Source organism: Streptomyces lavendulae subsp. lavendulae, assembly GCF_002803845.1.
GTDB lineage: Bacteria > Actinomycetota > Actinomycetes > Streptomycetales > Streptomycetaceae > Streptomyces > Streptomyces lavendulae.
On record NZ_CP024985.1, the window covers coordinates 353,731 to 374,331 of the forward strand.

21 protein-coding genes and 1 pseudogene are annotated in these 20,601 nt (G+C 72.4%); 8 read left to right on the forward strand and 14 right to left on the reverse strand.

Features of this window, described 5'->3' with window-relative positions:
- Nucleotides 1–146: 146 nt before the first annotated feature.
- The 6 genes from SLAV_RS42070 to SLAV_RS01745 all read right to left on the reverse strand — a co-directional run bounded on the left by SLAV_RS42070 (nt 147) and on the right by SLAV_RS01745 (nt 4,497).
- Nucleotides 147–719 carry a hypothetical protein gene (locus SLAV_RS42070; RefSeq protein ID WP_234333448.1) on the reverse strand — a complete coding sequence of 191 codons (573 nt, stop codon included), beginning with the start codon at nt 717–719 and terminating at the stop codon, nt 147–149.
- 251 nt (nt 720–970) lie between these two features.
- On the reverse strand, nt 971–1,888 hold the full coding sequence (locus SLAV_RS01730) for a CAP domain-containing protein (protein ID WP_030226715.1): 918 nt from the start codon (nt 1,886–1,888) through the stop codon (nt 971–973).
- 88 nt (nt 1,889–1,976) lie between these two features.
- The gene (locus tag SLAV_RS43040; RefSeq protein WP_199922131.1) at nt 1,977–2,561 is read right to left on the reverse strand and encodes an ATP-binding protein; all 585 of its coding nucleotides are present in this window, start codon (nt 2,559–2,561) and stop codon (nt 1,977–1,979) included.
- Nucleotides 2,500–2,733, reverse strand: coding sequence for a hypothetical protein (locus SLAV_RS42080; RefSeq protein ID WP_030226714.1), 234 nt, complete (start codon nt 2,731–2,733; stop codon nt 2,500–2,502). Before SLAV_RS42080 ends, SLAV_RS43040 begins: the two co-directional genes overlap by 62 nt.
- Nucleotides 2,734–2,754: 21 nt before the next feature.
- Nucleotides 2,755–3,174, reverse strand: coding sequence for a Mu transposase domain-containing protein (locus SLAV_RS42085; RefSeq protein ID WP_030226713.1), 420 nt, complete (start codon nt 3,172–3,174; stop codon nt 2,755–2,757).
- A 96-nt stretch (nt 3,175–3,270) separates the two neighbouring features.
- Nucleotides 3,271–4,497, reverse strand: a complete 1,227-nt coding sequence (locus SLAV_RS01745) for a D-alanyl-D-alanine carboxypeptidase family protein (RefSeq protein ID WP_078950145.1) — start codon at nt 4,495–4,497, stop codon at nt 3,271–3,273.
- Nucleotides 4,498–5,442: 945 nt separating this feature from the next.
- Here SLAV_RS01745 and SLAV_RS01755 point away from each other — a divergent pair.
- On the forward strand, nt 5,443–5,856 hold the full coding sequence (locus SLAV_RS01755; RefSeq protein ID WP_158740509.1) for a hypothetical protein: 414 nt from the start codon (nt 5,443–5,445) through the stop codon (nt 5,854–5,856).
- Nucleotides 5,857–6,031: 175 nt separating this feature from the next.
- On the opposite strand, the gene SLAV_RS01760 is transcribed toward SLAV_RS01755, so the two are convergent.
- On the reverse strand, nt 6,032–7,003 hold the full coding sequence (locus SLAV_RS01760; RefSeq protein ID WP_051840407.1) for a helix-turn-helix transcriptional regulator: 972 nt from the start codon (nt 7,001–7,003) through the stop codon (nt 6,032–6,034).
- Nucleotides 7,004–7,101: 98 nt separating this feature from the next.
- On the opposite strand from SLAV_RS01760, the gene SLAV_RS01765 reads away from it, so the two are divergent.
- A complete protein-coding gene (locus SLAV_RS01765) occupies nt 7,102–7,776 on the forward strand; it encodes a TIGR03086 family metal-binding protein (RefSeq protein WP_078950144.1) in 675 nt (224 codons plus the stop codon).
- Between the two features lie 79 nt (nt 7,777–7,855).
- On the opposite strand, the gene SLAV_RS01770 is transcribed toward SLAV_RS01765, so the two are convergent.
- Entirely contained in the window at nt 7,856–8,560 is a 705-nt protein-coding gene (locus tag SLAV_RS01770; protein ID WP_030226707.1) for a CDP-diacylglycerol diphosphatase, read from the reverse strand.
- Nucleotides 8,561–9,168: 608 nt separating this feature from the next.
- Here SLAV_RS01770 and SLAV_RS01775 point away from each other — a divergent pair.
- The 5 genes from SLAV_RS01775 (at nt 9,169) to SLAV_RS01795 (ending at nt 15,765) form a co-directional block, all read left to right on the forward strand.
- A complete protein-coding gene (locus tag SLAV_RS01775) occupies nt 9,169–9,993 on the forward strand; it encodes an SDR family oxidoreductase (RefSeq protein WP_030226706.1) in 825 nt (274 codons plus the stop codon).
- A 390-nt stretch (nt 9,994–10,383) separates the two neighbouring features.
- Complete coding sequence (locus tag SLAV_RS01780) at nt 10,384–11,628, forward strand: cytochrome P450 (RefSeq protein WP_051840405.1); 1,245 nt, start codon at nt 10,384–10,386, stop codon at nt 11,626–11,628.
- A 78-nt stretch (nt 11,629–11,706) separates the two neighbouring features.
- Entirely contained in the window at nt 11,707–13,677 is a 1,971-nt protein-coding gene (locus tag SLAV_RS01785; RefSeq protein WP_030226700.1) for an acyl-CoA dehydrogenase family protein, read from the forward strand.
- A 359-nt stretch (nt 13,678–14,036) separates the two neighbouring features.
- Nucleotides 14,037–14,726 (forward strand): DUF4232 domain-containing protein, encoded by a 690-nt coding sequence (locus SLAV_RS01790; RefSeq protein ID WP_030226699.1) that lies wholly within the window; start codon nt 14,037–14,039, stop codon nt 14,724–14,726.
- A gap of 247 nt (nt 14,727–14,973) precedes the next feature.
- The gene (locus tag SLAV_RS01795) at nt 14,974–15,765 is read left to right on the forward strand and encodes an SDR family NAD(P)-dependent oxidoreductase (protein ID WP_030226697.1); all 792 of its coding nucleotides are present in this window, start codon (nt 14,974–14,976) and stop codon (nt 15,763–15,765) included.
- A gap of 23 nt (nt 15,766–15,788) precedes the next feature.
- On the opposite strand, the gene SLAV_RS01800 is transcribed toward SLAV_RS01795, so the two are convergent.
- From SLAV_RS01800 to SLAV_RS01815, 4 genes are all read right to left on the reverse strand, one after another.
- A complete protein-coding gene (locus SLAV_RS01800) occupies nt 15,789–16,316 on the reverse strand; it encodes a P-loop NTPase family protein (protein WP_030226696.1) in 528 nt (175 codons plus the stop codon).
- A gap of 34 nt (nt 16,317–16,350) precedes the next feature.
- Nucleotides 16,351–16,599, reverse strand: coding sequence for a hypothetical protein (locus SLAV_RS01805; protein ID WP_158740507.1), 249 nt, complete (start codon nt 16,597–16,599; stop codon nt 16,351–16,353).
- Nucleotides 16,600–16,769: 170 nt separating this feature from the next.
- Nucleotides 16,770–17,522, reverse strand: coding sequence for an ASCH domain-containing protein (locus SLAV_RS43345; RefSeq protein WP_037686422.1), 753 nt, complete (start codon nt 17,520–17,522; stop codon nt 16,770–16,772).
- Between the two features lie 388 nt (nt 17,523–17,910).
- On the reverse strand, nt 17,911–18,150 hold the full coding sequence (locus tag SLAV_RS01815; RefSeq protein WP_030226689.1) for a hypothetical protein: 240 nt from the start codon (nt 18,148–18,150) through the stop codon (nt 17,911–17,913).
- A gap of 365 nt (nt 18,151–18,515) precedes the next feature.
- On the opposite strand from SLAV_RS01815, the gene SLAV_RS01820 reads away from it, so the two are divergent.
- Nucleotides 18,516–19,004 carry a hypothetical protein gene (locus SLAV_RS01820; RefSeq protein WP_234333446.1) on the forward strand — a complete coding sequence of 163 codons (489 nt, stop codon included), beginning with the start codon at nt 18,516–18,518 and terminating at the stop codon, nt 19,002–19,004.
- Nucleotides 19,005–19,398: 394 nt separating this feature from the next.
- Here the strand turns inward: SLAV_RS01820 and SLAV_RS01825 are convergent.
- Both SLAV_RS01825 and SLAV_RS01830 read right to left on the reverse strand, forming a co-directional pair.
- Nucleotides 19,399–19,548 (reverse strand): annotated as a pseudogene (locus tag SLAV_RS01825) (HNH endonuclease); the annotation flags it as partial.
- A 98-nt stretch (nt 19,549–19,646) separates the two neighbouring features.
- Entirely contained in the window at nt 19,647–20,600 is a 954-nt protein-coding gene (locus tag SLAV_RS01830) for a sigma-70 family RNA polymerase sigma factor (RefSeq protein ID WP_030226687.1), read from the reverse strand.
- Between the last annotated feature and the right edge of the window lies 1 nt (nt 20,601).

Here is a 20,601-nt window from a genome sequence, read left to right on the forward strand (position 1 = left end):
GCGTCGTGAACGGGGCGGAACGGACGGGGCGCCCGAGCGGCACGGACCGGGCGGCCTGGGGACGCGACGGCCGGGCGACGCAGCGGCCGGGCGGCCGGGCGACGCGGTCGTCAAGCGGGCCGTTGTGCAGGCGGCCTGCCGTGCCGTCAGAAGGAAGTCTCGCGGACGCTCGCCTTGGCCGACGGGGTGATCGTGGCCGTGATCACCGACCGGTGGTCGTCACCGCTGAAGGTGACGGTGAGGGTGTCGTCGGAGTCCTGCGAGGTGGTCGTCCGGAAGCCGAGGCCGGGAACCGCGGAGATCAGGCAGACGCCCCGGCTCCCGTAACGCACCGTGACCTTGCCGCCCTGTGAGGGGACGGTGTGCAGCCCCGCCCCGCCCTGTTCGCAGTCGACGCCGGGCCGGGGCGCGCTGGTCCGGGGGGCCTCCGGAGGGGCCTTGGCGGGGGTGGGGCTGGGAGAGGGGGGCGCCGACGAAGGCTGCTGCGTCACGGTCGGCGAAGGGCTGACCGAGGCGCTCGCGGTCGGGGAGGCCTGTGGCGGTCCGGGACTGCCCGCCTGCCAGGCGGGGGGCGTGTCGATGACGACCGGGGCGGAACGCGCGACGGGGGGCTTGTGGCTGGTCGACCCGACCACGAACTGGACCGTGGCGAGCACGGCGGTCACGCTGGCGGCCGTGCACGACAGCCATATGAGCAGGTAGCGCGGAAGTCGGGGCACGGGCCCATAGTGGCCGACGGGCGCAGGTGCGCGTACACCGGTGCCCCCGGCCGAACCGGAACCCGTCGTCGGCCGGTTGCGCACGGGGGTGCAACCGGGTGGTCCGGACTGCTCCGGACTGCTCCGGGTCAACGCGGACGTCCCCCTGGCCGCCGGGCCAGGGGGACATGGCCGTCCGCGAACCTGCGTGCAGGTGTGCGGGGGCCGCCCTGTGGGGGGGTGTGGGGGCGCGCCGGAAGGAGATCGAGGGGTTACCTCGGGGTGCCGAAGTCCTGGGTCCACCAGGGGCCGCCGTCGCCCTTGTGGACGCCTATCCCGATCTCCTTGAAGGAGCAGTTGAGGATGTTGGCACGGTGGCCGGGGCTGTTCATCCAGGCCGACATGACCGCGGCGGCGTCGCTCTGCCCGCGGGCTATGTTCTCGCCGAGGCCGGACCACTTGTAGCCAGCCCCCTCCACACGGCTCGTCATGGTGGACCCGTCGGGCCCGGTGTGCGACATGACGCCGCTGCGGGCCATCGTGTCGCTGTACGCCCGCGCCGCCGCGCTCAGCTTCGCATTGACCGTCAGGGGGCCGCAGCCGGCGGTGGCGCGCTCCTTGTTGACGAGGGTGAGCACGGTGGACTCGGCGTCCCCGTTGACGGTTCCGGAGCCCGAGCCGGAACCAGAACCGGAACCCGAGCCGGAGCCGGAGGAGCCGCCGGAGCCGGTGCCCTTCGTGGAGGTGGAGCCCTGGGCCGGCTTGGCGGGCCGGCCGACGCCCGAGGTGTCCGGCGCGCTGTCGGGCCGCGTGGCGTCCTCGTCGGGGGCTGCGGCTCCCTTCGCGTCGCCGGAGCCGGGCTGCGTGCCGGGCGTCCCCGACGGGCCGGCACTCGCGGACGCGCTCGTGCTCGCACTCGTACTCGGGCTCGCACTCGCGCTCGCCGACGCCGGGGCGGCCGGGAGCGCCCCGGTGGTGTCCGTCGCCGCCTTCGACGACCCGGCGTCGGAGGCGGCGGCTCCGGCTGCCTGCCGGTCCGTACGGTCACCACCTCCCGAGTCGGCCACCGCGACCCCGACCGCCACCAGCGCGGCGGCCGCGGTGGCGGACAGCACGATGCGCGTACGCGTCGCCTTCTTCCGGCGGGCATTGGCGCGGGACGGGGTCGCGGGGGTTCGGCTGCGGCTCATGCCGGTAACACCTCACTGGAGAGGGGACGGGAAGTACGGCCGAGCCTAGGCCTGTGACCAGGGCACATCGCCCCGTGGAGGGGCTTCTTCAGGTTGCCCTAAGGAAGCCCGCAGGATCGACACAGGGATGATCCGGAACATTGCCCCCAACTCCGGCGGCCCTCCTCAGTTCGTCGCGGCGATGTCCGTCCGCCGTTCGCGATCGCTGGCCGTGCTGCGCACCGGGCCGTGCGGTCGGCGCGCACCAGTTGGCGCCTGTCCGGGCACGGGGGCCCAGTGCGGTGACGGCGGCGGTGGTGAAGTAGACGCGGTGGCCAGCCTCGACGGCGGCCCGACCGAGCGCGACCGACAGCATCGTCTTGCCGACGCCGGGCGGCCCGACGAACAGCACGTTGCTCGCGTCATCCAGGAACCGCAAGGTCGCAAGCCCGCGGATCAGCTGCTCGTCGACGCCGGGCTGGGCGGCGAAGTCGCAATCGACATCCGCTCGGTGCGGACCTGGTCCAGCACCCGGTTCAGTGCTTCGGCAGCGTCGTGCGGCTTCAGGTAGGACAGGTGCCCTTTCAGCTGCTGGAAGCGTCTGGCCTCGCTCATCTGCATCGGTGGTGTGCTCACTCCACGTGGTCCTCCTCGGGCGTCGGGGCGGTCCACAGCCGGTCGGCCACAGCTGCATGGTGGGAGAGATCGATGACCACCCGCGCCGCGGTCGCGGAGCAGCTCGTGCCGGTCCCGCGCAGGCGCTCGGCCTCGGCCAGCGCGTCCTCCGACGGCGGTCGGCGGACCTTGCTCTTGCAGGGCGCCCGGTCGGAGAACGAGGCCAGCACCGCGCGCTCCAGCGCGATCACGTGCCCGGCGTCGCGGACGGTCTACCCGGATCCGCTCGGGGCCCGGCGGTGCTTGGCGACCACGGCCCGGCCGACGGTCAGGATGTGGAGGTAGTCCTCGCCGAGGCGGTGCAGGACTTTGACCTGGGCGCCGGGCAGGCCCGGCGGGACGGAGTACGGGTTGCCGTCGAAGCAGACCAGGCCCTGCGGGCTGACGGTGCGCTCGACTTCCGGCTCGGCGGGGAACGGACGGGTCGGGACGTCCAGCAGGGGCTCGGCCGCCGCGAGATCGGCCGCCGTCACCGACGCGCCCTCGATCAGGCGGCGCCGCTCGTCCATCCGCAGGTCCCGGAGCCTTCGCGCCCGCTCGTCGTCCCGGGCGGGCGCGCTGCGGTGGGCGGGGGCCGGGTGGCCGCGCAGGCTGGTGGCGGCGTACCCGGGGTGGACCGCGTGCGCCGTCACGCGGATCCGGTCTGCGTCAGCCGTCTCTGGAGCTCGTGGGTGAAGAGCAGCATCCCCGCCTCAGGCGGGCCGGGCGGGGCGTCCGGCCCGGGGGCTTCAGGGCGTCGGCCCGGGGCCGGCGGTCCGCGACGGCGGAGCCGGGCGCGGCCGTCGGCGCCGGAGGTGGTGCCAGGCCGCCGCGGCTGCGCCGGTGCCGGCGAGGAGGCCGGCCGGCCAGGCGTAGGCGGTTCCGGTGCCGGCGGCGGACGCCGGGGGCGGCGGGGCGGCGGGCGGGGCGGGCGTTCCGGCTCGTTGGGGCCGGGGCGGCGGTAGGAGCGAGCCGACGGGCTCCACCCGGCCGGTGGCGGCGAAGCCCCAGTCCAGCAGGGCCCGCGTCTCCTCGTACACCGCGAAGGCGCCGCCCTGCTGGGGGTTCATGACGGTGACGAGGAGGGTGCGGCCGTCCCGTCGAGCGGCCGTGACCAGGGTGTATCCGGCTTCGGAGGTGTAGCCGTTCTTGACGCCGACGACGCCCGGGTAGACGCCGACGCCGTCCTCGCCGGTCAATAGCCGGTTGGTGTTCTCGATGCCGTACGTCCAGGCCGGCCGCCCCTCGGCGTCCGTGTCCCCGGGGAACTGCGCGTCGGTGAGGGCGGCGTAGCGGGCGAAGTCGGGGTCGGCGAGCCCGGCCCGGCCGAAGACGGCGAGGTCGTAGGCGGAGGACACCTGGCCATCGGCGTCGTAGCCGTCCGGGGAGACGACGTGGGTGTCGGTCGCGCCCAAGGCGCGGGCCCGGGCTTGCATCTGGGCGGCCGTCTGCGTCCAGCCGCCGTTCATGGAGGCCAGGACGTGGACGGCGTCGTTGCCGGAGCTGAGGAAGACGCCCCGCCACAGGTCGGGGATCCGGTAGGTCAGGCCGGCGTCGAGCCCGACGAGGCTGCTGCCCTCGCCCACGTCGGCGAGTTCGGCGTCGGTGACGGTGTGGGTGCCGCCGCGCGGCAGGTGGGGCAGGGCCGTGAGCGCGAAGAGGGTCTTCATGGTGCTGGCGGGCGGCAGTCCCAGGTGGGCGTTGTGGGCGGCGAGCACCTCCCCGCTTCCGGAGTCGGCCACCAGCCAGGACAGTGAGGACAGGTCGTCGGGCAGGGCAGGGGCGCCCGGGCGGGGCCGGACCTGGACCCCGGGGCGGTGCAGCAGGGCGGGGTCCGGCGGGGCCTCGGCGCGCGGCGGAGCGGGCTCGGCCCGCGCCGCGGCGCCGGTGAGCGGGGGCATGAGGACGACGCTCGCGCCGGCTGCCAGAGCGGTCGCCCGGGCGAGGAGCCTGCGTGCTGACGGACTGAGGGCCATCCGGCCACGGTAGGGAGGCTCAAGGGGGTTCGCAGCCCGGCATGGGCCGAGCGGAGCAGCGCCCTGGGCCGGGTGGGGCACCGTCATCGATCGTGCCGGTGTTCCCCGTGCGGGCGTCTCGCGGCCTGCCGCGTTGTGCGTACGTCCTCGCGGCGGTCCTGCCGCGTCGACCTGACGAGCGCCGGCCCCCAGGTCGAGCCACGTGCTGGGCTCCGGCACTCCGCCGACGAGGACGACAGCCGGCCCATGGTGGATGGCCTCAGGATCGCCGGGCGTAACTCCGCGGCCGAACCGCCGGCCGCCAGGGCGGCTGGAACGCGAGGTGCGCTGAACGGCGAGGTACGCACGGGCGTGGCGGTCACCTCCGACGAGGGGCCCGCGCGTACGCCCGGCAGACCGGCGGACACAGCGCTTCCTCGCCGCGCCGTGTGACCGCTGTGCGTGGGCAGGCGTGCGTCCCGGCCCACGGACCCCTACGCCCACGAACCTCGGACACGCGCTCACGCGCAGCGCTCACCCCCGAGCATCAGCCGATCAGAGGTGCCGGGGTGGCACGCACGTCCCGACCACCGCGCAGCTCCGCCGTGCCGACGGAGCCGCCGTCGTCGTAGCCGGACACGTCCGACGGGACTCCTCCGGTTCTGCCATCCACTCCCGCTCGAAAGCCGGCACCCACCGCTCCGCACGCAGGTCGGCGCGCAACCGGGCCAGGAGTTTCGGCCGGCGCGCCGGCTGCGGGCGTGTGGGCACGGCCGCGCCGGCCGGGTGTGTGCCCGGGCTGGGCGCTCGCGGGCTCCTCCATACGGGGTCTCCTCAGGCCCGGGACCGGCACGTACCGTCCCGTCCGACGGCCGGGCCGGAGCCACTTGGAATCCCCGAAGTCCGGTTGAACGCGAAGGCCGAGGGCAGAGTCCCGTGGGTGTTCGTCTATCGAGGGGTGGGGCTGTGTCCGACATGAGCGTGGCGACGTTGGCTCTCTACTACCGCGGCGAGGGGCCCGTACTCGTGGCACTGGGCGGGACCTCGATCCCCGCGAGGCTCGACGTCGTCGATCCGTCCGGCCGGGTCGTGGCCGTGTACGAGGTGGACGCGCCGTCCCCCGCCTCCGACTCCGACTCCGATTGCGCAGGCACCTTCGGCGCGGACGATGTGATCGAGGTGTCCGGAGGGGCCGACATCAGGTTCATCGCGCTGGAGCGCGACTCCGACGGACGGTACTTCGTCAGAGCGGCGGTCGGCGGTCGCGAGCGGCTGTTCTCGGCGACGGTGAACTCCGCCACCGGGAAGGTGCTCTACGACGCCGGCGGCCCACCGGCGGTCCGCCCCACCCCGGCGAGCGGCGTCGTCACCGTTCTGTGAGGCGGTGAGACAGCGAAGGACCCCGGCCTCTGTGAGGAGGACGGGGCCCTTGATCGAGCGCTGGGCAGGCCTTGCACCTGCATTCCCCCACGGGAAGTGGGGTGTCTTTCCTTGGACCACCAACGCGAGCCCCGCGACCGGGAGTCCCGGCTGCGAGCACAAGATCGAATATACCCTACGGGCCGGGTGGAGCGGGCGGGTCCTCCCCCGGGTAGGTGTCCGTGAGTTCGGCGCCGATCCGGGCCAGCCACTGCCGTACCTCGGGCGGCTCCAACACCTCGACCCCCGCCCCCAGTCCGGCCAGGTGGCCCGCCAGGGCCTTGGCGGCCGGGCCGGCCACCCAGACCTCGGTCCAGCCGTCGGGCAGCGGACCGCCGACGCGCACACGGCCGCCGAGGAACCGTTGCAGCAGGCCCAGCGTGTCGGGGCGGACGCGGGCCCGGGCGGTCACCGCGTACATGCCGTCCTGGAAGGCCTCGGACAGGGCCCGCCACGCCGTGCCGAGGTCGAAGTCGGGCGGCCGTACCACCGGTTCGCCGGTCGGCTCGACGGAGGTGACCCGGCTGAGCCGAAAGGTACGCAGGCCGCTCTCCGTACCGGCGACCAGGTAGTCCACCCCCGCCTTGGCCACGAGCCCGAGCGGGTCGACAGTACGCTCACCGGCCGGTTTGCCGGGGCCCGCGTACCCGAGGCGGACTCGGATCCCGTCCACGACGGCGGCCTGGAGCGCGGAACGGTGGACGGCATCGGCGGTGACGGCGTTGCGGGACCAGTCCGTGGCGTCGACGACCCCCGCGCGCGTCGCGGCCTCGGCCTGCGGCCTCAGGGTCGACGGCAGGGCCCGGACCAGCTTGCGCAGGGCGGTGCGCAGTTCGGGGGTGGCCGACAGGGGGCCGGTGATCAGGAAGAGCGCCCGGATCTCCTCGGCCGTCAGCCCGGTGAGGTTGGTACGGGCCCCGCCGACGAGGGACCAGCCGCCGCCGCGGCCGCGTTGCGAGTAGACGGGGATGCCCGACGCGGCCAGGGCCTCCAGGTCACGGCGCGCGGTGCGTTGGGACACCTCCAGTTCGGCGGCCACTTCGGGGACGGTGACGCGGCCGCGTTCCTGGAGGAAGAGCAGGGTCGCCACCAGCCGGTCGGCTCTCATGCGTTCTTTCCTCCTGCGTGGGCGGGCTCGTCGTCGTTTTCGCATTGTCCGCGGAAAACTGGCCGGAGGATGGCCACTTTTGCTTCCAGGATGGACGTATGAACAACACCGAGCAGCTCATCAAGATCCCGTCCGACTCCACCGGTACCGCCGCCGTCCCCTCCGACCCCGCCTCCGCCTCCGCCTCTGCCCCTTCCCCTTCTTCCTTCGATCCGCGGGCCGACCTCGCCGCGGCCGTCGAGCTGGCGGGCCGTACGCTGGCCGCCGTCCGGCCCGAGCAGTACGACGCCCCGACCCCTTGCGAGGAGTTCGATGTGCGGCGGCTGTCCAGCCACCTCGTCGCCGTCGTCCGCCGGATCTCGGTGATCGGGCGCGGCGAGGACCCGTTCGGCGTGCCGTCCTTCGCCGACGAGATCCCCGACGGCGGATGGGCGGCGGCCTGGGAGCCGGGTGCCCGCGAGGTCGCGGAGGTGTGGGCGGATCCGGGCGTCCTGGGGCGGCAGCTGCGCCTGCCGATGGGCGTCCTGCCGGGTGCGGCCGCCGCGGCCGTCTACACCCACGAGCTCACGGTGCACACCTGGGACCTGGCCAGGGCGACCGGACAGGACCCGGAGTGGGACCAGGCCCTGATCGAGCGGGTGATCGACGTCGTACGTCGCGCACTGCCGGCCGAGACCCGTGGCGGGCGGATCCCCTTCGCCGAGGTGGTCGCCGTGGACGCCGGTGCCCCGGCCATCGACCGGCTGGTGGCCTGGGCCGGACGCCGCCCCTGAGGGGCCTCGGGGCGGCGGACGAGGTGCGGGCCGTCGTACGCGGGCGACGGCCCGGCCGCCGGGCGCCCGCGGACCGGCGTCAGTACACGAGCAGGCGGTCGCAGGTGACGGTGCCGCTGGGGAGCGAGGCGTCGCTGTTGAGGATGTAGAAGGCGCCGTCGAAGGCGGTCGGGGTCATCCTCGGCACGACGATCAGCGTCTGGCCCGCCATCTGGAGTCCGAACCGCCGCACCACGTTCGTGTTCAGCAGGGCGAACAGGTTCGTCGTCAACGCAGGGAGCCGCAGGATCCGGTAGGTGCGGTCCCCTCCCGTTCCCGTCACCGGCGCCTGGTACTGGGTGTCCCCCCACTGCGACGGGTGCGTCGCGACCCGTCCCGCAGCGTCCAGGGCCTGCAACCGCAGCTGCGTGCTGTCCCGGACCCCGGCCATGTGGATGTGCAGCTGGTTGAGCTGCCGGGCGGACTGCGAGTTGATCCCCAGCCCGATGTAGCGGTACTCCACGGGAACGTCGCCGCCCCTGCGGGCGTTCTCCCAGGCCTCGTGCCAGTAGTTCGCGACGTTGGGGTTCAGCAGGAACGGGCACTCGATGCCTGTGATCCGGCAGGCCGGGACGGTCAGGTAGTTGTGCTTCGACATGGGCTCGCCGTGCAGCACCACGTAATTGGGGGCGGTCTTGAGGCAGTCCGCCTTGTGCCCGCTGGGCGGGACGATCCCCTGCGTGCAGTACTGCACGTCCTGCCACAGCGGGTCGGTGTCCGCGGGACTGCCGCAGAGGGGCTGCATCTGGGCCGGCGGGCACGGGCTCGGGCCGCCCGGAGGGGGCGGTTCCGTCGGGCAGGGACAGCCTGGCGTAGCGCCGGAGCCGGGCGGCGGACACACCGCCGCGGACGCGCTGCCGGCCGCCCCGGCCAGCAGGGCGCCCGCCCCCAGGGCACCGGAAAGCGCCACGAACTGACGCCGGGGCATGCCGTTCGGCGTGCCGGTCTCATTCATGCAAGGACTCCGATGGTCGACGAACGCTGCTTCGGCCGACCAACCTAGGCGCCGGAACGCCCGCCTCCCGGGAAGGGGCGGGGGGAGCGCCCAGGATTGCGCCGGAAGGCCGAACAGCACCGGCCCGGTACCCGTGCGGTCGCCGAGCAGCCCCGGCGGTCCTGCGCCGCTGACCCCCGCCCCGCGTGTATCCCGTACGCGCCCACGGGATACACGTGCCGGCCGACCGACCATCGAGCAGGCACCTCCGGGGTGTTGCGCCGACGGGGCCGGGCCCCGTACGACGGGTCCGTCCCCGTGCCGGAGTCGCCTTCGAGTCCACTCGATGGTGTTGGCTGGTGGGGAAACACCGCGACGTGCTGACCATACGGATGACGAGTCTCCTCAAGGAGCACACCATGACGCAGAAGATCTGGTTCATCACCGGTGCCTCACGCGGCTTCGGCAGGGAGTGGGCCATCGCCGCCCTCGAACGCGGCGATTCGGTGGCCGCGACCGCGCGCGACCTCTCCACGCTGGGCGACCTCCGCGACACGTACGGGGAGCGACTGCTGCCCCTGCGCCTCGACGTGACGGACCGTGACGCGGACTTCGCCGCCGTGCGGCAGGCGCACGAGCGGTTCGGGCGCCTCGACGTGGTGGTCAACAACGCCGGTTACGGCCACTTCGGCATGATCGAGGAACTCACCGAGGCCGAGGCACGCGCGCAGCTGGAGACCAACCTGTTCGGTGCCCTGTGGGTCACGCAGGCGGCGCTGCCGTTCCTGCGCGAGCAGGGCAGCGGCCACATCCTCCAGGTCTCCTCCATCGGGGGCATCAGCGCCTTCCCGCTGGTCGGGATCTACCACGCGTCGAAGTGGGCGCTCGAAGGCATGAGCCAGGCGCTGGCCCAGGAGGTGGCGCCGTTCGGCATCAAGGTCACGCTGATCGAGCCCGGCGGGTTCGCCACCGACTGGGCGGGTTCCTCGTCCAGCACGTCCGAGCCGCTGCCCGCGTACGCCGACCTCCACCAGGAGGTGCAGGAGCAGCGCCGCAAGCGCGTCGGTGCGCCGGGCGATCCGACCGCGTCCGCCGCGGCCGTGCTGAAGATCGTCGATGCCGACGAGCCGCCGCTGCGCTGCTTCTTCGGTTCGGCGCCGCTCGGCATCGCCAAGGCCGACTACGAGCAGCGTCTCGCGGTGTGGGAGAAGTGGCAGCCCGTGGCCGACCTCGCTCAGGGCTGAGCCGGCGGGGGCGCTGGGCCCGGGCGCAACCCGGCGCACGAAGCGGGCGGCCGAGCGCGCAAGCCCGAGCAGCGATCTCCGGGGCGGAGGCCGGTGGCAGTGGTCTCCGCCCCGTCGGGATCACTTTTCCCCAAGCCCTTTCGACGCGATTCCGAGCGGGCGTGAAATGCGACTCCCGTTTCCCGCGTTCCTGCCGACTCCGCAGGTCACCGAGGGGATGGTGAGGTCTCAGGGACGGTGGTGTCCAGCGCGTCGCCGGGGAATTCGGCGTGGGTGTCGAGACCCTGGCCACGGCGGGCAGTGTGGTGTTTCCTTTCAGAAAGAGGCCGGGTGCCACCGCGCCGACGGTGTCGGCGCGACGGAAGCCAAGCTGACGGGGGGGAGAATCCCATGACCGCCGCGCGCGACGTCCCCGACATCCCTGACGTCCCCGACATCCTGTCGCAGGAGTTCGCCGACGACCCGTACCCCACCTACCGGGCCCTGCGCGAGAGCGCGCCCCTCGTCTGGCACGCGCCGACGCAGAGCTACCTCATCTCCCGCTACGAGGACGTCGCGCTGGCCTTCAGGGACAAGGATTCGCTCTTCACCACGGACAACTACGCCTGGCAGGCCGAGCCCGTCCACGGCAAGACCCTCCTCCAGATGAGCGGCCGCGAGCACGCCACCCGGCGCGCGCTGGTGGCTCCGGCCTTCCGCGGCAACGAGCTGCGGGAGAAGGTCGTTCCGCTCATCGAGCGCAACGCCCGGGAGCTGATCGACGCCTTCCGCGACGCCGGCTCGGTGGACCTGGTGAGCGGCTTCGCCTCCCACTTCCCCATCACCGTCATCGCCGACATGTTCGGACTGGACCGCTCCGGCCAGGAACGCATCAGCGGCTGGTACCGGGCCTTCGTGGCGTTCACCGGCAACCTGGCCGGGGATCCCGAGTGCGCGGCGGCCGGGGCGCGGGCCCAGGCCGAGTTCGCCGCGTACATGCTGCCGGTCATCAGGGACCGGCGCGAACACCTCGGTGACGACCTGCTGTCGGCGCTCTGCACCGCCGAGGTCGACGGGGTTCGCATGAGCGACGAGGACATCAAGGCGTTCTGCAGCCTGCTGCTGACGGCCGGCGCCGAGACCACGGACAAGGCCATCGCAGGACTCTTCTCGAACCTGCTCGCCGATCCGCGGCAGCTCGCGGCCGTCCGGCAGGACCGGACGCTGATCGACCGGGCCTTCGCGGAGACGCTGCGCCACAGCCCGCCCGTACACATGATCATGCGTCAGGCCGCCGTCGACGTCACGCTGAGCGGTGGCACCGTCCCGGCCGGCGCCACCGTCACCTGCCTCATCGGCGCGGCCAACCGCGACCCCGCGCACTACAAGGATCCGGACCGCTTCGACGTCTTCCGGGACGACCTGACGGCGACCACGGCCTTCTCCGCGGCCGCGGACCACCTGGCGTTCGCCCTCGGACGGCACTTCTGCGTCGGCGCCCTGCTGGCCAGGGCCGAGGTCGAGATCGCCACGAACCAGCTCCTGGACGCCATGCCGGACCTGCGGCCGGCCTCCGGCTACGACCCGGCCGAACAGGGCGTCTTCACCCGCGGCCCCAGGTCCCTCCTCGTGGACTTCACCCCGCCCACGACCTGAGCGGCGGCGTTGCGCCCTCCCGGGGCCGCCGCTCGTCCGCCCCTGGTTGAGCACCCTTCGGCGGGGTAGCGGATCGGCATGGCACTCGAGAACTCCTCCGCACCCGCGACCGCTTACGCACAGCCCGAGATCGATGTCCCTGCGCTGACGGCCGTCCTCGACGGGGAGTACGCCGGGATCCGCGACCTGGTCCGCGGGAACCTGACTACGTACTCCTCCATCCTCGACGAGGCCGACGAACTCGGCATCGACGCCTATCGCGAGCGGGTGCGGGAGGTCGTCGTCAAGATGGCCGCGACCGGCCAGACCGGCATGGGCTTCCCCGTCGAGTACGGCGGGGGCGGGGACGTCGGGGCATCGATCGCCGCGTTCGAGACCCTGGCCTTCGGCGATCTCTCCGTCCTGGTGAAGGTGGGCGTCCAGTTCGGCCTCTTCGGCGGCGCGATCCTGCACCTGGGGACCGGGCGCCACCACGAGGCGTACCTCCCGGGCCTGATCACCGGCGAGCTCATGGGCAGCTTCGCGATGACCGAGACCGGCCACGGCTCCAACGTCCAGGCGCTCGGCACGGTCGCGACGTACGACAGCGCGACCGGGGAGTTCGTCATCACCACCCCCGACGACGACGCCCGCAAGGACTACATCGGCAACGCGGCCCGCCATGCCGAACTGGCGGTCGTCTTCGCCCAGCTGGAGGTCGACGGCAGGTCGCAGGGCGTGCACGCCTTCGTCGTACCGTTGCGGACCGGTGGCAGGACGGCGCCCGGCATCCGGATCGAGGACGACGGCCGCAAGATGGGGCTCAACGGCGTGGACAACGGCCGCATCTGGTTCGACGGCGTACGGGTACCGCGCGAGGCGCTGCTCAACAGGTTCGCCGACGTCACGCCGGAGGGCCGCTACGAGAGCGCGATCGACGATCCCAACCGGCGCTTCTTCACCATGCTCGGCACCCTGGTGCAGGGCCGGGTCAGTGTCGCCGGCGCCGGGACCAGCGTCGCCAAGGTGGCGCTGACGGTCGCCACGAAGTACGCGGCGCGGCGCCGGCAGTTCGGGGCGGGTCAGGGCTCCGAGGAGCAGGTTCTCCTCGACTACGGGCTCCACCAGCGCCGCCTGCTGCCGCTGATCGCCCGGACCTACGCCCTGCACGCGGCGCAGGACGTCGTGCGCACCCAGCTGCACGAGGTCTTCTCCGGCCTCTCCGGCATCGAGGGCGACGCGCGGGCGCGACGCCGGCTGGAGGCACGGGCGGCGGGCATGAAGGCACTCAGCACCTGGCACGCCACCCGCGTCGTCCAGGAGTGCCGCGAGGCGTGCGGCGGTGCCGGCTATCTCGCAGTCAACCGGTTCGCCGCGCTGAAGGGCGACAGCGACGTCTTCACCACCTTCGAAGGCGACAACCACGTCCTGCTGCAGCTCGTGGCCAAGGGGCTGCTCACCGATCACGCGAGCGAGTTCGAGGGACTCGACCAGCTCGGCATGGTCCGCTACGTCACCGGCCTGGCCGTCGAAACGGTCATCGAGCGGACCTCGGCGCACAAACTGCTCGAACGGGTACGCGATCTGCTGCCCGGCGGCGACGACTGGGACCGAGAAGCCGGCCTGCTCGACCCGGAGTACCAGTTGGCCATGTTCCGCTTCCGTGAGGAGCACCTGCTCGCCGGGCTGGCCCGGCGGATCAAGCGCGGAATCGACCAGGAGCGCGCGGCGGGCGCCGTGTTCTCGCAGGTCCAGGACCACGTCATCGCACTCGCCCGCTCGCATGTCGAGCGGCTGGTCGCGGAGGCCTTCGTGGACCAGGTGCGCGCCCTGCCCGAGGGGGGCGGGAAGGCCGCCCTGGGCCTGCTGTGCGACCTGTTCGCCCTGTCGGCGATCGAGGCTGACCGGGCTTGGTTCATGGAGCACGGGCGGCTGACCGTCCAGCGTTCCAAGGCGATCAGCCGTGAGGTGAACGACCTCTGCCGCAAGGTGCGTCCGCTCGCCGTCGACCTCGTCGACGCCTGGGGCGTTCCGTCCGCCGTACTCCGGGCGCCGGACCTCGTGGGCTGACCCGGCCTCCTGAGGTCGCACGTCGCGCCACATGGAGGACTTGAGGGAGGCATGCCAGCCCCTGTGGTCAAGATCCGCCACGTCACGGGTCCGTCCCAGCGGCCAGGTGGCCGGTAACCGGTGGGTAACCGTGGCTCGATCCCGGCGTGGCGGCTGGTCGGCGACGCGTCGTGACGAGCTGGTGGCGCCTTTGCGTGTCACAGGAAGGTACTGGGGGGTGGTCGAGCGGAACGGCTCACCGGTCCGGACGGGTCCTGGTGATCAGAAACGTTCGCTCGTACCGACCCGTACCGACCCGCACCGTCGACTCCGTGCGGTTCCGAGCGGCCGCCCTGCCAACCGATTCCGAGGAAGCACCTATGCGCCTTCACAAGCTCACCTTCGCCGCCGTGGCCGTTGCCGCCGGCCTCACGCTCACGGCGTGCCAGAACGGCGAGGACGGGGCGGCACAAGGCTCCGCGCCCGCCGCACCCGCCGCTTCCACCCCGTCCACCCCGTCCACCCCCTCCTCGTCGGGCGGCGGTTCGAGCGCGGGCAGTGCGAACCAGGGCAGCGGACAGGGTTCCGCCGGGACGAGCTCCAACGGCAAGGGCACGGCCGCCGGGGCCGGCTCCGGAGGCAGCGCCAAGGGCGGCAAGTGCCGCACCGACGACCTGGAGATCACGGCGAGCGACAGCACCGTCGGCGGCGACGCCGAGGGCACCGTCGCGGTGCAGCTGAAGAACCGCGGGAGCGGGGACTGCACGCTCTCCGAGTACGCGGGCGTCGACGTGAAGACCAGCGCGGGATCGCTGTCCGCGAAGCGCACCGGCGAGCACCCCGGCCCGGCCGTCCTCAAGAAGGGCACGTCCGTCTACTTCGGCGTCAACTACCCGCTCAACACGTCGGGCGGCTCCGGCGTCCGCATCACCGGGCTGGTCGTGACCCCGCCGGACGAGACGAAGCCGGTCACCCTCGCCTGGCCGGGCGCCGCCACCCTGCCCGTCACGGACGGCTCCGGCTCCCCGATCAAGGTCGGCCCGATCGGCAGCGCCGGCCAGGGCGGCTGACCGGGCGGGGCCTTCTCCACGCCGCGACCCCGGGCGGGTGCGCCCGCCCCGGTCCGCAGCGGGCCGGCCTCGCCCCGTACCCGGTCACCCGCCACCGGGCCCTCGGCCGCCGCCAGGGAACTCCGTCCCGTCCGGGCCTCGGACCTCGGGGCACTTGCAGTACGCCCAGGTGTCATCCGGGCAGCAGGCGGGAAGTCGCACTCAGGACGACGTCCAACCACACGGCAGACGGGCAGGGGCAGGCAGCGTGCGCATCGATCTTTCCGGGAAGACGGCCCTGGTCACCGGTTCCACCCAGGGCATCGGCGCCGCCATCGCCGCCGGGCTGGCGGCGGCCGGCGCGCGGGTCGCCGTCAACGGCCGGGGCAAGGAGTCCGTCGACGCGGCGGTGGCGCGGCTGGGCTCGGGGAGCGGCGGCGCGTTCTTCGCCGCGCCCGGCGACATCGCGACGGACGAGGGCGCGGAGGCCGTCTTCGCGGCGGTACCTGCCGTGGACATCCTGGTCAACAGCCTCGGGATCTTCGGCGCGCGTCCGGCTCTGGAGATCGACGACGCGGAGTGGCGGCGCTACTTCGACACGAACGTGCTGACGGCCGTACGGATGACCCGGCACTACCTGCCGGGCATGATCGAGCGTTCCTGGGGCCGCGTCCAGAACATCGCCAGCGACTCGGCCGTGGCGATCCCGGCCGAGATGATCCACTACGGCATGTCGAAGACCGCCCTCCTCGCCGTGTCCCGCGGCTTCGCCAAGGAGGCCGCCGGGACAGGCGTGACCGTGAACTCGGTGATCGCCGGCCCGACGCACACCGGTGGCGTGGAGGACTTCGTCTACGAGCTGGTGGACCGGGACCTGCCCTGGGACCAGGCGCAGCGCGCCTTCATGCGCGTACACCGGCCCCAGTCGCTGCTCCAACGGCTGATCGAGCCCGAGGAGATCGCGAACATGGTGGTCTACCTGAGCTCACCGCTGGCCTCGGCCACCACGGGCGGGGCCGTACGGGTCGACGGCGGCTACGTCGACTCGATCCTGCCCTGAGCGGGATCGGAACGGGGATCGGGTCAGGGACCGGTCCGGCCGTTCAGCCAGGCCTCTGCCTCTCGCGGGCTGCTCAGGCGGACGACGCGTACCGGGGCGAACCGCGGGTCGGTGGCGCGCCGGCCGATCTCGGCCCGTCGCTCGGCGTGCCGGGACCAGGCCCACCACACCGGATGGTCGCCGCGCAGCCACTCGCGCCACCGCTCGCGATTCCCTCCGAACAGGCGCTCCCGGAGCAGGCTCCGGCGCAGTGAGCGCCGCAGGACCCGCAGCATCACCACGCGCCGCGGGAAGTCGAGCCAGACCACGGCGTCGGCCCGCTCCCACATGAGGTCCCGGACCGCCTCCGGCCCCTGCCCGTCCAGCAACCACCGCTCCCCCGCCGCGATGCGGGCCGTGTCCTCGGCGAACGTGGCGCTCACCTGCCACCTGGGTCCGGCGAAGTGCAGGACGTCCAGCTCGTGGAAGGGCAGGCCAAGCCTCCGCCCCAGCGCACGCGCCAGGGTGGACTTGCCGGCTCCGGTGATCCCGAGGACCAGGACACGCTCCACGCCCGCATCCTCGCACGGTCGGCCGTGGCTGTGGCTACAACGTCTGCAGCAGCACGCCCCGGGCCGGTGCCGAGAAGTCATCCGCCAGCGCAGCCATGATCACGCCGACCGTCGGCGGAGTGCACTCGAAGATGATCGTGCTCTCCTCCACATGGCCATCGAGGGTGTAGCCGATCATGTCCTGGTTTGTCTCAGCGGTGATGATCGCCTCGATCAGAAGGGGCACATGCTCCGCGGAGTCACCGCAGCCGCACTTCAGCGACGCCCAATCGACGCGTCGCATTCTGCGCGTACCAGTTCACCGACCAGCACTGCGGACCCCCCTCAAGGCTTGCCGGGCCCCCAGGCCCGGGCGCTAGCGATCAAGCATGAGCCAACCATCGGTCCCACCGCCGTCGTGGTGTCACGAAATATCCGCCATAGCCGTTTCCAAGAATCGCCATCAGCCGCGGTTCAAGCAGCGCCTGTCTTGTCGTTGACCTGGAAGGTGATTACGTCGACTTCGTCGGTTCCCGCCAGATCTGGGTAGTGGCCCTTGAGGCCTTCCCGGAGTTCGGTTGCGGTCGTCAGTCCCTCGGCTTGGGCGTCCTGGTCGGTGAGGTCGCTGACCAGGCAGTGCCTGATGCCGGTCACCTCTGCCGGCAGGACGACTTCAGGGTCGCTTTCAAACACCAGCCGCGCCGGCCCGAGCCGGGCCGGATCCCGGAAGCGGGTGGTCTTGGTCTTGGCGCCAGAGCGGACGGCTTCAAGGTAGCGGGGGTTGAACCGGATGATCGGGGGACCGGCCGTCTCGGGGTCTTGGTAGAGCGATGGGTCGAGACCGTTCATGCCTTCCGGGGTCCATCGCTGAGTCAGCGGCATCAGGTCGGCGGCGAGAACGGACCTGGGCCCCGCTGGCGTGGGCACGATGACGCGCATGGTGGGGTAGTAGTCCACGAAGACCTGCCGATCGCGCCCGCACGGGCCGATGACCCCCCGCCCGTGGTTTCCCACGGCAACGATGCAGCGCATCTGGCGGGCGCCCTGGGCTCGTGCGGCTCCCAGAGCCACGAGTTCGGCGCAGGGCCCGCCGGTGAAGTGGTAGAGGTTCACGCCGGCGAACATCCGGTAGTCGGCGGCCATGACCGCGGCGCCCATCGTGTGGATCCCGTCTTCGTCGGGCCCGGCGTCGGTATGCGCGTCTATGGTGCGGCGTGCCAGCTCCACGAGCTCACGCTCGTCATTGTCGAGAGCTCGTGCAGATGACGGTATGTACACGTTTTCAGCCTTCCCTTTCGTCAGCAGTCGCCGAAGATCATTCCACGCCACGCAGGTGGGCTCCACGGGATTTCGGCTTGCCTTGACTGGGCCCCTATGGGAGTGATCCAGGCACGGGCGGCGAGCAGCGTGATCGTGTATGGATGCCAGGGTCCGTGATCCGCCTCAAGGTCCAGCTCCAGGCGGTGAGCGAGGGTCTCGGCTGTGGCCAGGTCACCGGCCGCGTGCGCAGCCCAGACCAGGGAACACGCCCCGATGGCCCCAGCGGCTGTACGCGGAGGGATTTGCCTGGCGCACCGCACAGCCGCGCGGCCGGCGCGACGCGCCAGGCGTGGTCCTACCTCCCCGAGTGGTCGATGACGTTGCCGTTGGAGCAGTTGTTGGTGTGGTCTCCCACCCAGTCGCCGAGGACGGGTACGACGGCGACTTCCTGAAGGCATACCGCGGCGGCGGTGAAGTTCCAGTTGTTGGCGGCGTTCACCCCACCGCCGAAATTGGAGTCGTTGTCGGCGTGCGCCGGGGCAGCCAATCCAATGGTGGCGAGGGCGAGAGCAGCAGCAGTGATGATCTTCTTCATGACCGGGCAACGATCGACCCGCCGCGGCGACACGGCCGGTCACACCCCTGGACGGCGCCCGCCACAACCTCCGGCGGCCCTCGTTCCGCGCCATGGACCGACGGCGCTGGGACGGCCGACACCAGCCGACGCGTGGCAAGCCCCGGCACGCTACGCGCCACGCGGTCACACCGCAGGCCCCCTCCCCCAGTCGGCCAACGCCTCGGCACCGGCTGCCACCACCCCTCCAGACACGTGATCCGTCCCTTGGGCATCGCCGGCCAGGAGGCGCAGCGGGTCGTCGAGCCGCACCGTCCGGGGTGCGTCCACTCGCGCCCGGGACACGTGCCCTGGCCGCCGGCGAGGTGGGGGACGGGGAGTTTGGTGTGTGCGACATCGACCTCAGCAGCGTCGCGGCGTGGACGACCACCAGCGGGCGGACCTCGTCGCCCTCGTCCTGCACCGGCCCCATCAGGGCGCCGACCGCGTCGTTCCACGCGGCCACCAGGCGCTGGATGTCGTCGGGCAGAGTGCCTGCCAGGGCCACGCTGCGTCTTCACCGGACACTCGGCGCAACCGTCGGCGCGCTCCTCCTGGCCCTGGCCGTACCGACCTCCGCCCACGCGACAACCGGCGACTTCCTCTACAAGACCAGCACGGGTCAAGACGCCGGCCTGTCCGACGCGAACAGCGGCATCCGTATCAACCTGCCGGGCACCACCGCGCAAGAGCCGGGACACTCGCCCCAGAACTTCACCGTCTCCACCGCGACCGTCTTCGCCGAACAGGACGGCGAAGGCGACACTTGCACCGCCATGAATCCCGGCACCAAGCTCGGTGAAGAGCGCGAGGTCGGGTCCGTCATCTTCTCCTGACACACCCAGCAGCCCGACCGCCGTGGAGAGGCCACGGCCGGTACACCGCCCGCCCGACCGCGTACCGGCGGGTGGCCACCGGCAGCCGGCCCGCGCGCAGCGCTTCATCAGCACCTGCATGTCCGTGACGACGGCCCCCAGCCACGTGCGCGGCGAGTCAGTCACGCTGCTGTCCCTCTCCTGAGTCGTTCGTGGTGCGGACAGGGGGCCGCGTCCGCCGGCGGCCACGGACAACGCGAACGGAGCGGGGGTGACCTCCAAGTCCGTACCACCGCGGCCCGCCGCGATGTCCCGCACCCGGTCCCGGTCCCGGTCCCGGTCCCGCTCCAGCTCATCCACCGCCCAGACCCCACCGCAGCCTCGTCGCCGTCTACTCCGCCCCGTACCGTCACAACGCATCCGCCGACGGCGGCAGCCACTCGGCCGGATCCTGGTCGGCCTTGGTCCGTTTCGAACGCGCGGTCACCGCGACCAGCGAGGACGCCTGCCCGAGGTCGTTGGCGTACGCCTCCCGCCGCGCCGCCGTCCACCCCGGCGCCCCAGCCGACGGGAGCGTCATGCACACCGTCCGATATTCCGCTTGGCGCTCGTTGGCAAGCGGCTCGAACCCGGTGCGTCTACTGGAGTGGCCCTGGCGTCGCATCACCACTGGGTGATGAGCGGGGCTCCCGGTTCATGCTGCCGCCAGGACTCGGTGAGGCGGACGAGGCGGCTGGGGGCGGCGATGCCACGCACAGTGGCGATCTTGCCGCCTGCGATGTCGAACGTCACTGCGCCGACGACCTTGCCGTCGGGTACGAAGAGGAGGGCGGGGGCGCCGTTGACGAGCGCGAAGTGGACCTCGGAGACCCCTCCGGCGAGTCGCTGCTTCGCGGGCGTGGCCTTGAAGCCGGCCCGAGCGATGGCGGCGATGCGCTCCGGAGTGTCGTACCGCAGCAGCTTCTTGGTGAGGCCGGCGCCGTCGGAGATCGCGGTGGCGTCGTCGGTGAGCAACGCGACCAGCCGTTCGGTGCGGCCCGAGGAGGCGGCGGCGAGGAATTCCTCGACGACCTTGCGGGCGGCTGCCGGGTCGAGTTCGCCGCCGCTGCGCCGCGCTGTGGTGATGCGGTGCCGGGCCCGGTGGAGGTGCTGCTGGCTCGCGGACTCGGTGACTTCGAGGATCTCGGCGATCTCGGCGTGGCTGTAGGAGAAGGCTTCGCGCAGGACGTAGACGGCCCTCTCGACGGGTGACAGACGTTCCATGAGAGTGAGCACGGCCAGGGAGACCGATTCGCGCTGTTCGAACGTGTCGGCCGGGCCGAGCATGGGGTCGCCGTCGAGGAGGGGTTCGGGCAGCCAGGCGCCGGCGGTGCGTTCGCGGCGGGCTTGTGCCGAGCGGAGCTTGTCGAGGCACAGGTTGGTGGTGACCTTGGTCAGCCATGCTTCCGGCACCTTGATCCGCTGCCGGTCGGCGGCCTGCCAGTGCAAGAACGAATCCTGCACGGCGTCTTCGGCGTCGGCGGCGGAGCCCAGCAGCCGGTAGGCGAGCGAGGCCAGCCGGTTGCGGCTGGCCTCGAACCGGCTGGTGTCGAAGTGGTCAATGGCGTTGCTGTCCACG

Coding starts and splice junctions, on each gene's coding strand:
- SLAV_RS01790 (WP_030226699.1), top strand. CDS start 14,037: ATGCGCCTTCACAAGCTCACCTTCGCCGCCGTGGCCGTTGCCGCCGGC.
- SLAV_RS01815 (WP_030226689.1), bottom strand. CDS start 18,150: ATGAAGAAGATCATCACTGCTGCTGCTCTCGCCCTCGCCACCATTGGA.
- SLAV_RS01760 (WP_051840407.1), bottom strand. CDS start 7,003: ATGAGAGCCGACCGGCTGGTGGCGACCCTGCTCTTCCTCCAGGAACGC.
- SLAV_RS01775 (WP_030226706.1), top strand. CDS start 9,169: ATGACGCAGAAGATCTGGTTCATCACCGGTGCCTCACGCGGCTTCGGC.
- SLAV_RS43040 (WP_199922131.1), bottom strand. CDS start 2,561: ATGCAGCTGTGGCCGACCGGCTGTGGACCGCCCCGACGCCCGAGGAGG.
- SLAV_RS01770 (WP_030226707.1), bottom strand. CDS start 8,560: ATGCAGCCCCTCTGCGGCAGTCCCGCGGACACCGACCCGCTGTGGCAG.
- SLAV_RS01805 (WP_158740507.1), bottom strand. CDS start 16,599: ATGCGACGCGTCGATTGGGCGTCGCTGAAGTGCGGCTGCGGTGACTCC.
- SLAV_RS01765 (WP_078950144.1), top strand. CDS start 7,102: ATGAACAACACCGAGCAGCTCATCAAGATCCCGTCCGACTCCACCGGT.
- SLAV_RS01745 (WP_078950145.1), bottom strand. CDS start 4,497: ATGGCCCTCAGTCCGTCAGCACGCAGGCTCCTCGCCCGGGCGACCGCT.
- SLAV_RS01780 (WP_051840405.1), top strand. CDS start 10,384: ATGACCGCCGCGCGCGACGTCCCCGACATCCCTGACGTCCCCGACATC.
- SLAV_RS01730 (WP_030226715.1), bottom strand. CDS start 1,888: ATGAGCCGCAGCCGAACCCCCGCGACCCCGTCCCGCGCCAATGCCCGC.
- SLAV_RS01785 (WP_030226700.1), top strand. CDS start 11,707: ATGGCACTCGAGAACTCCTCCGCACCCGCGACCGCTTACGCACAGCCC.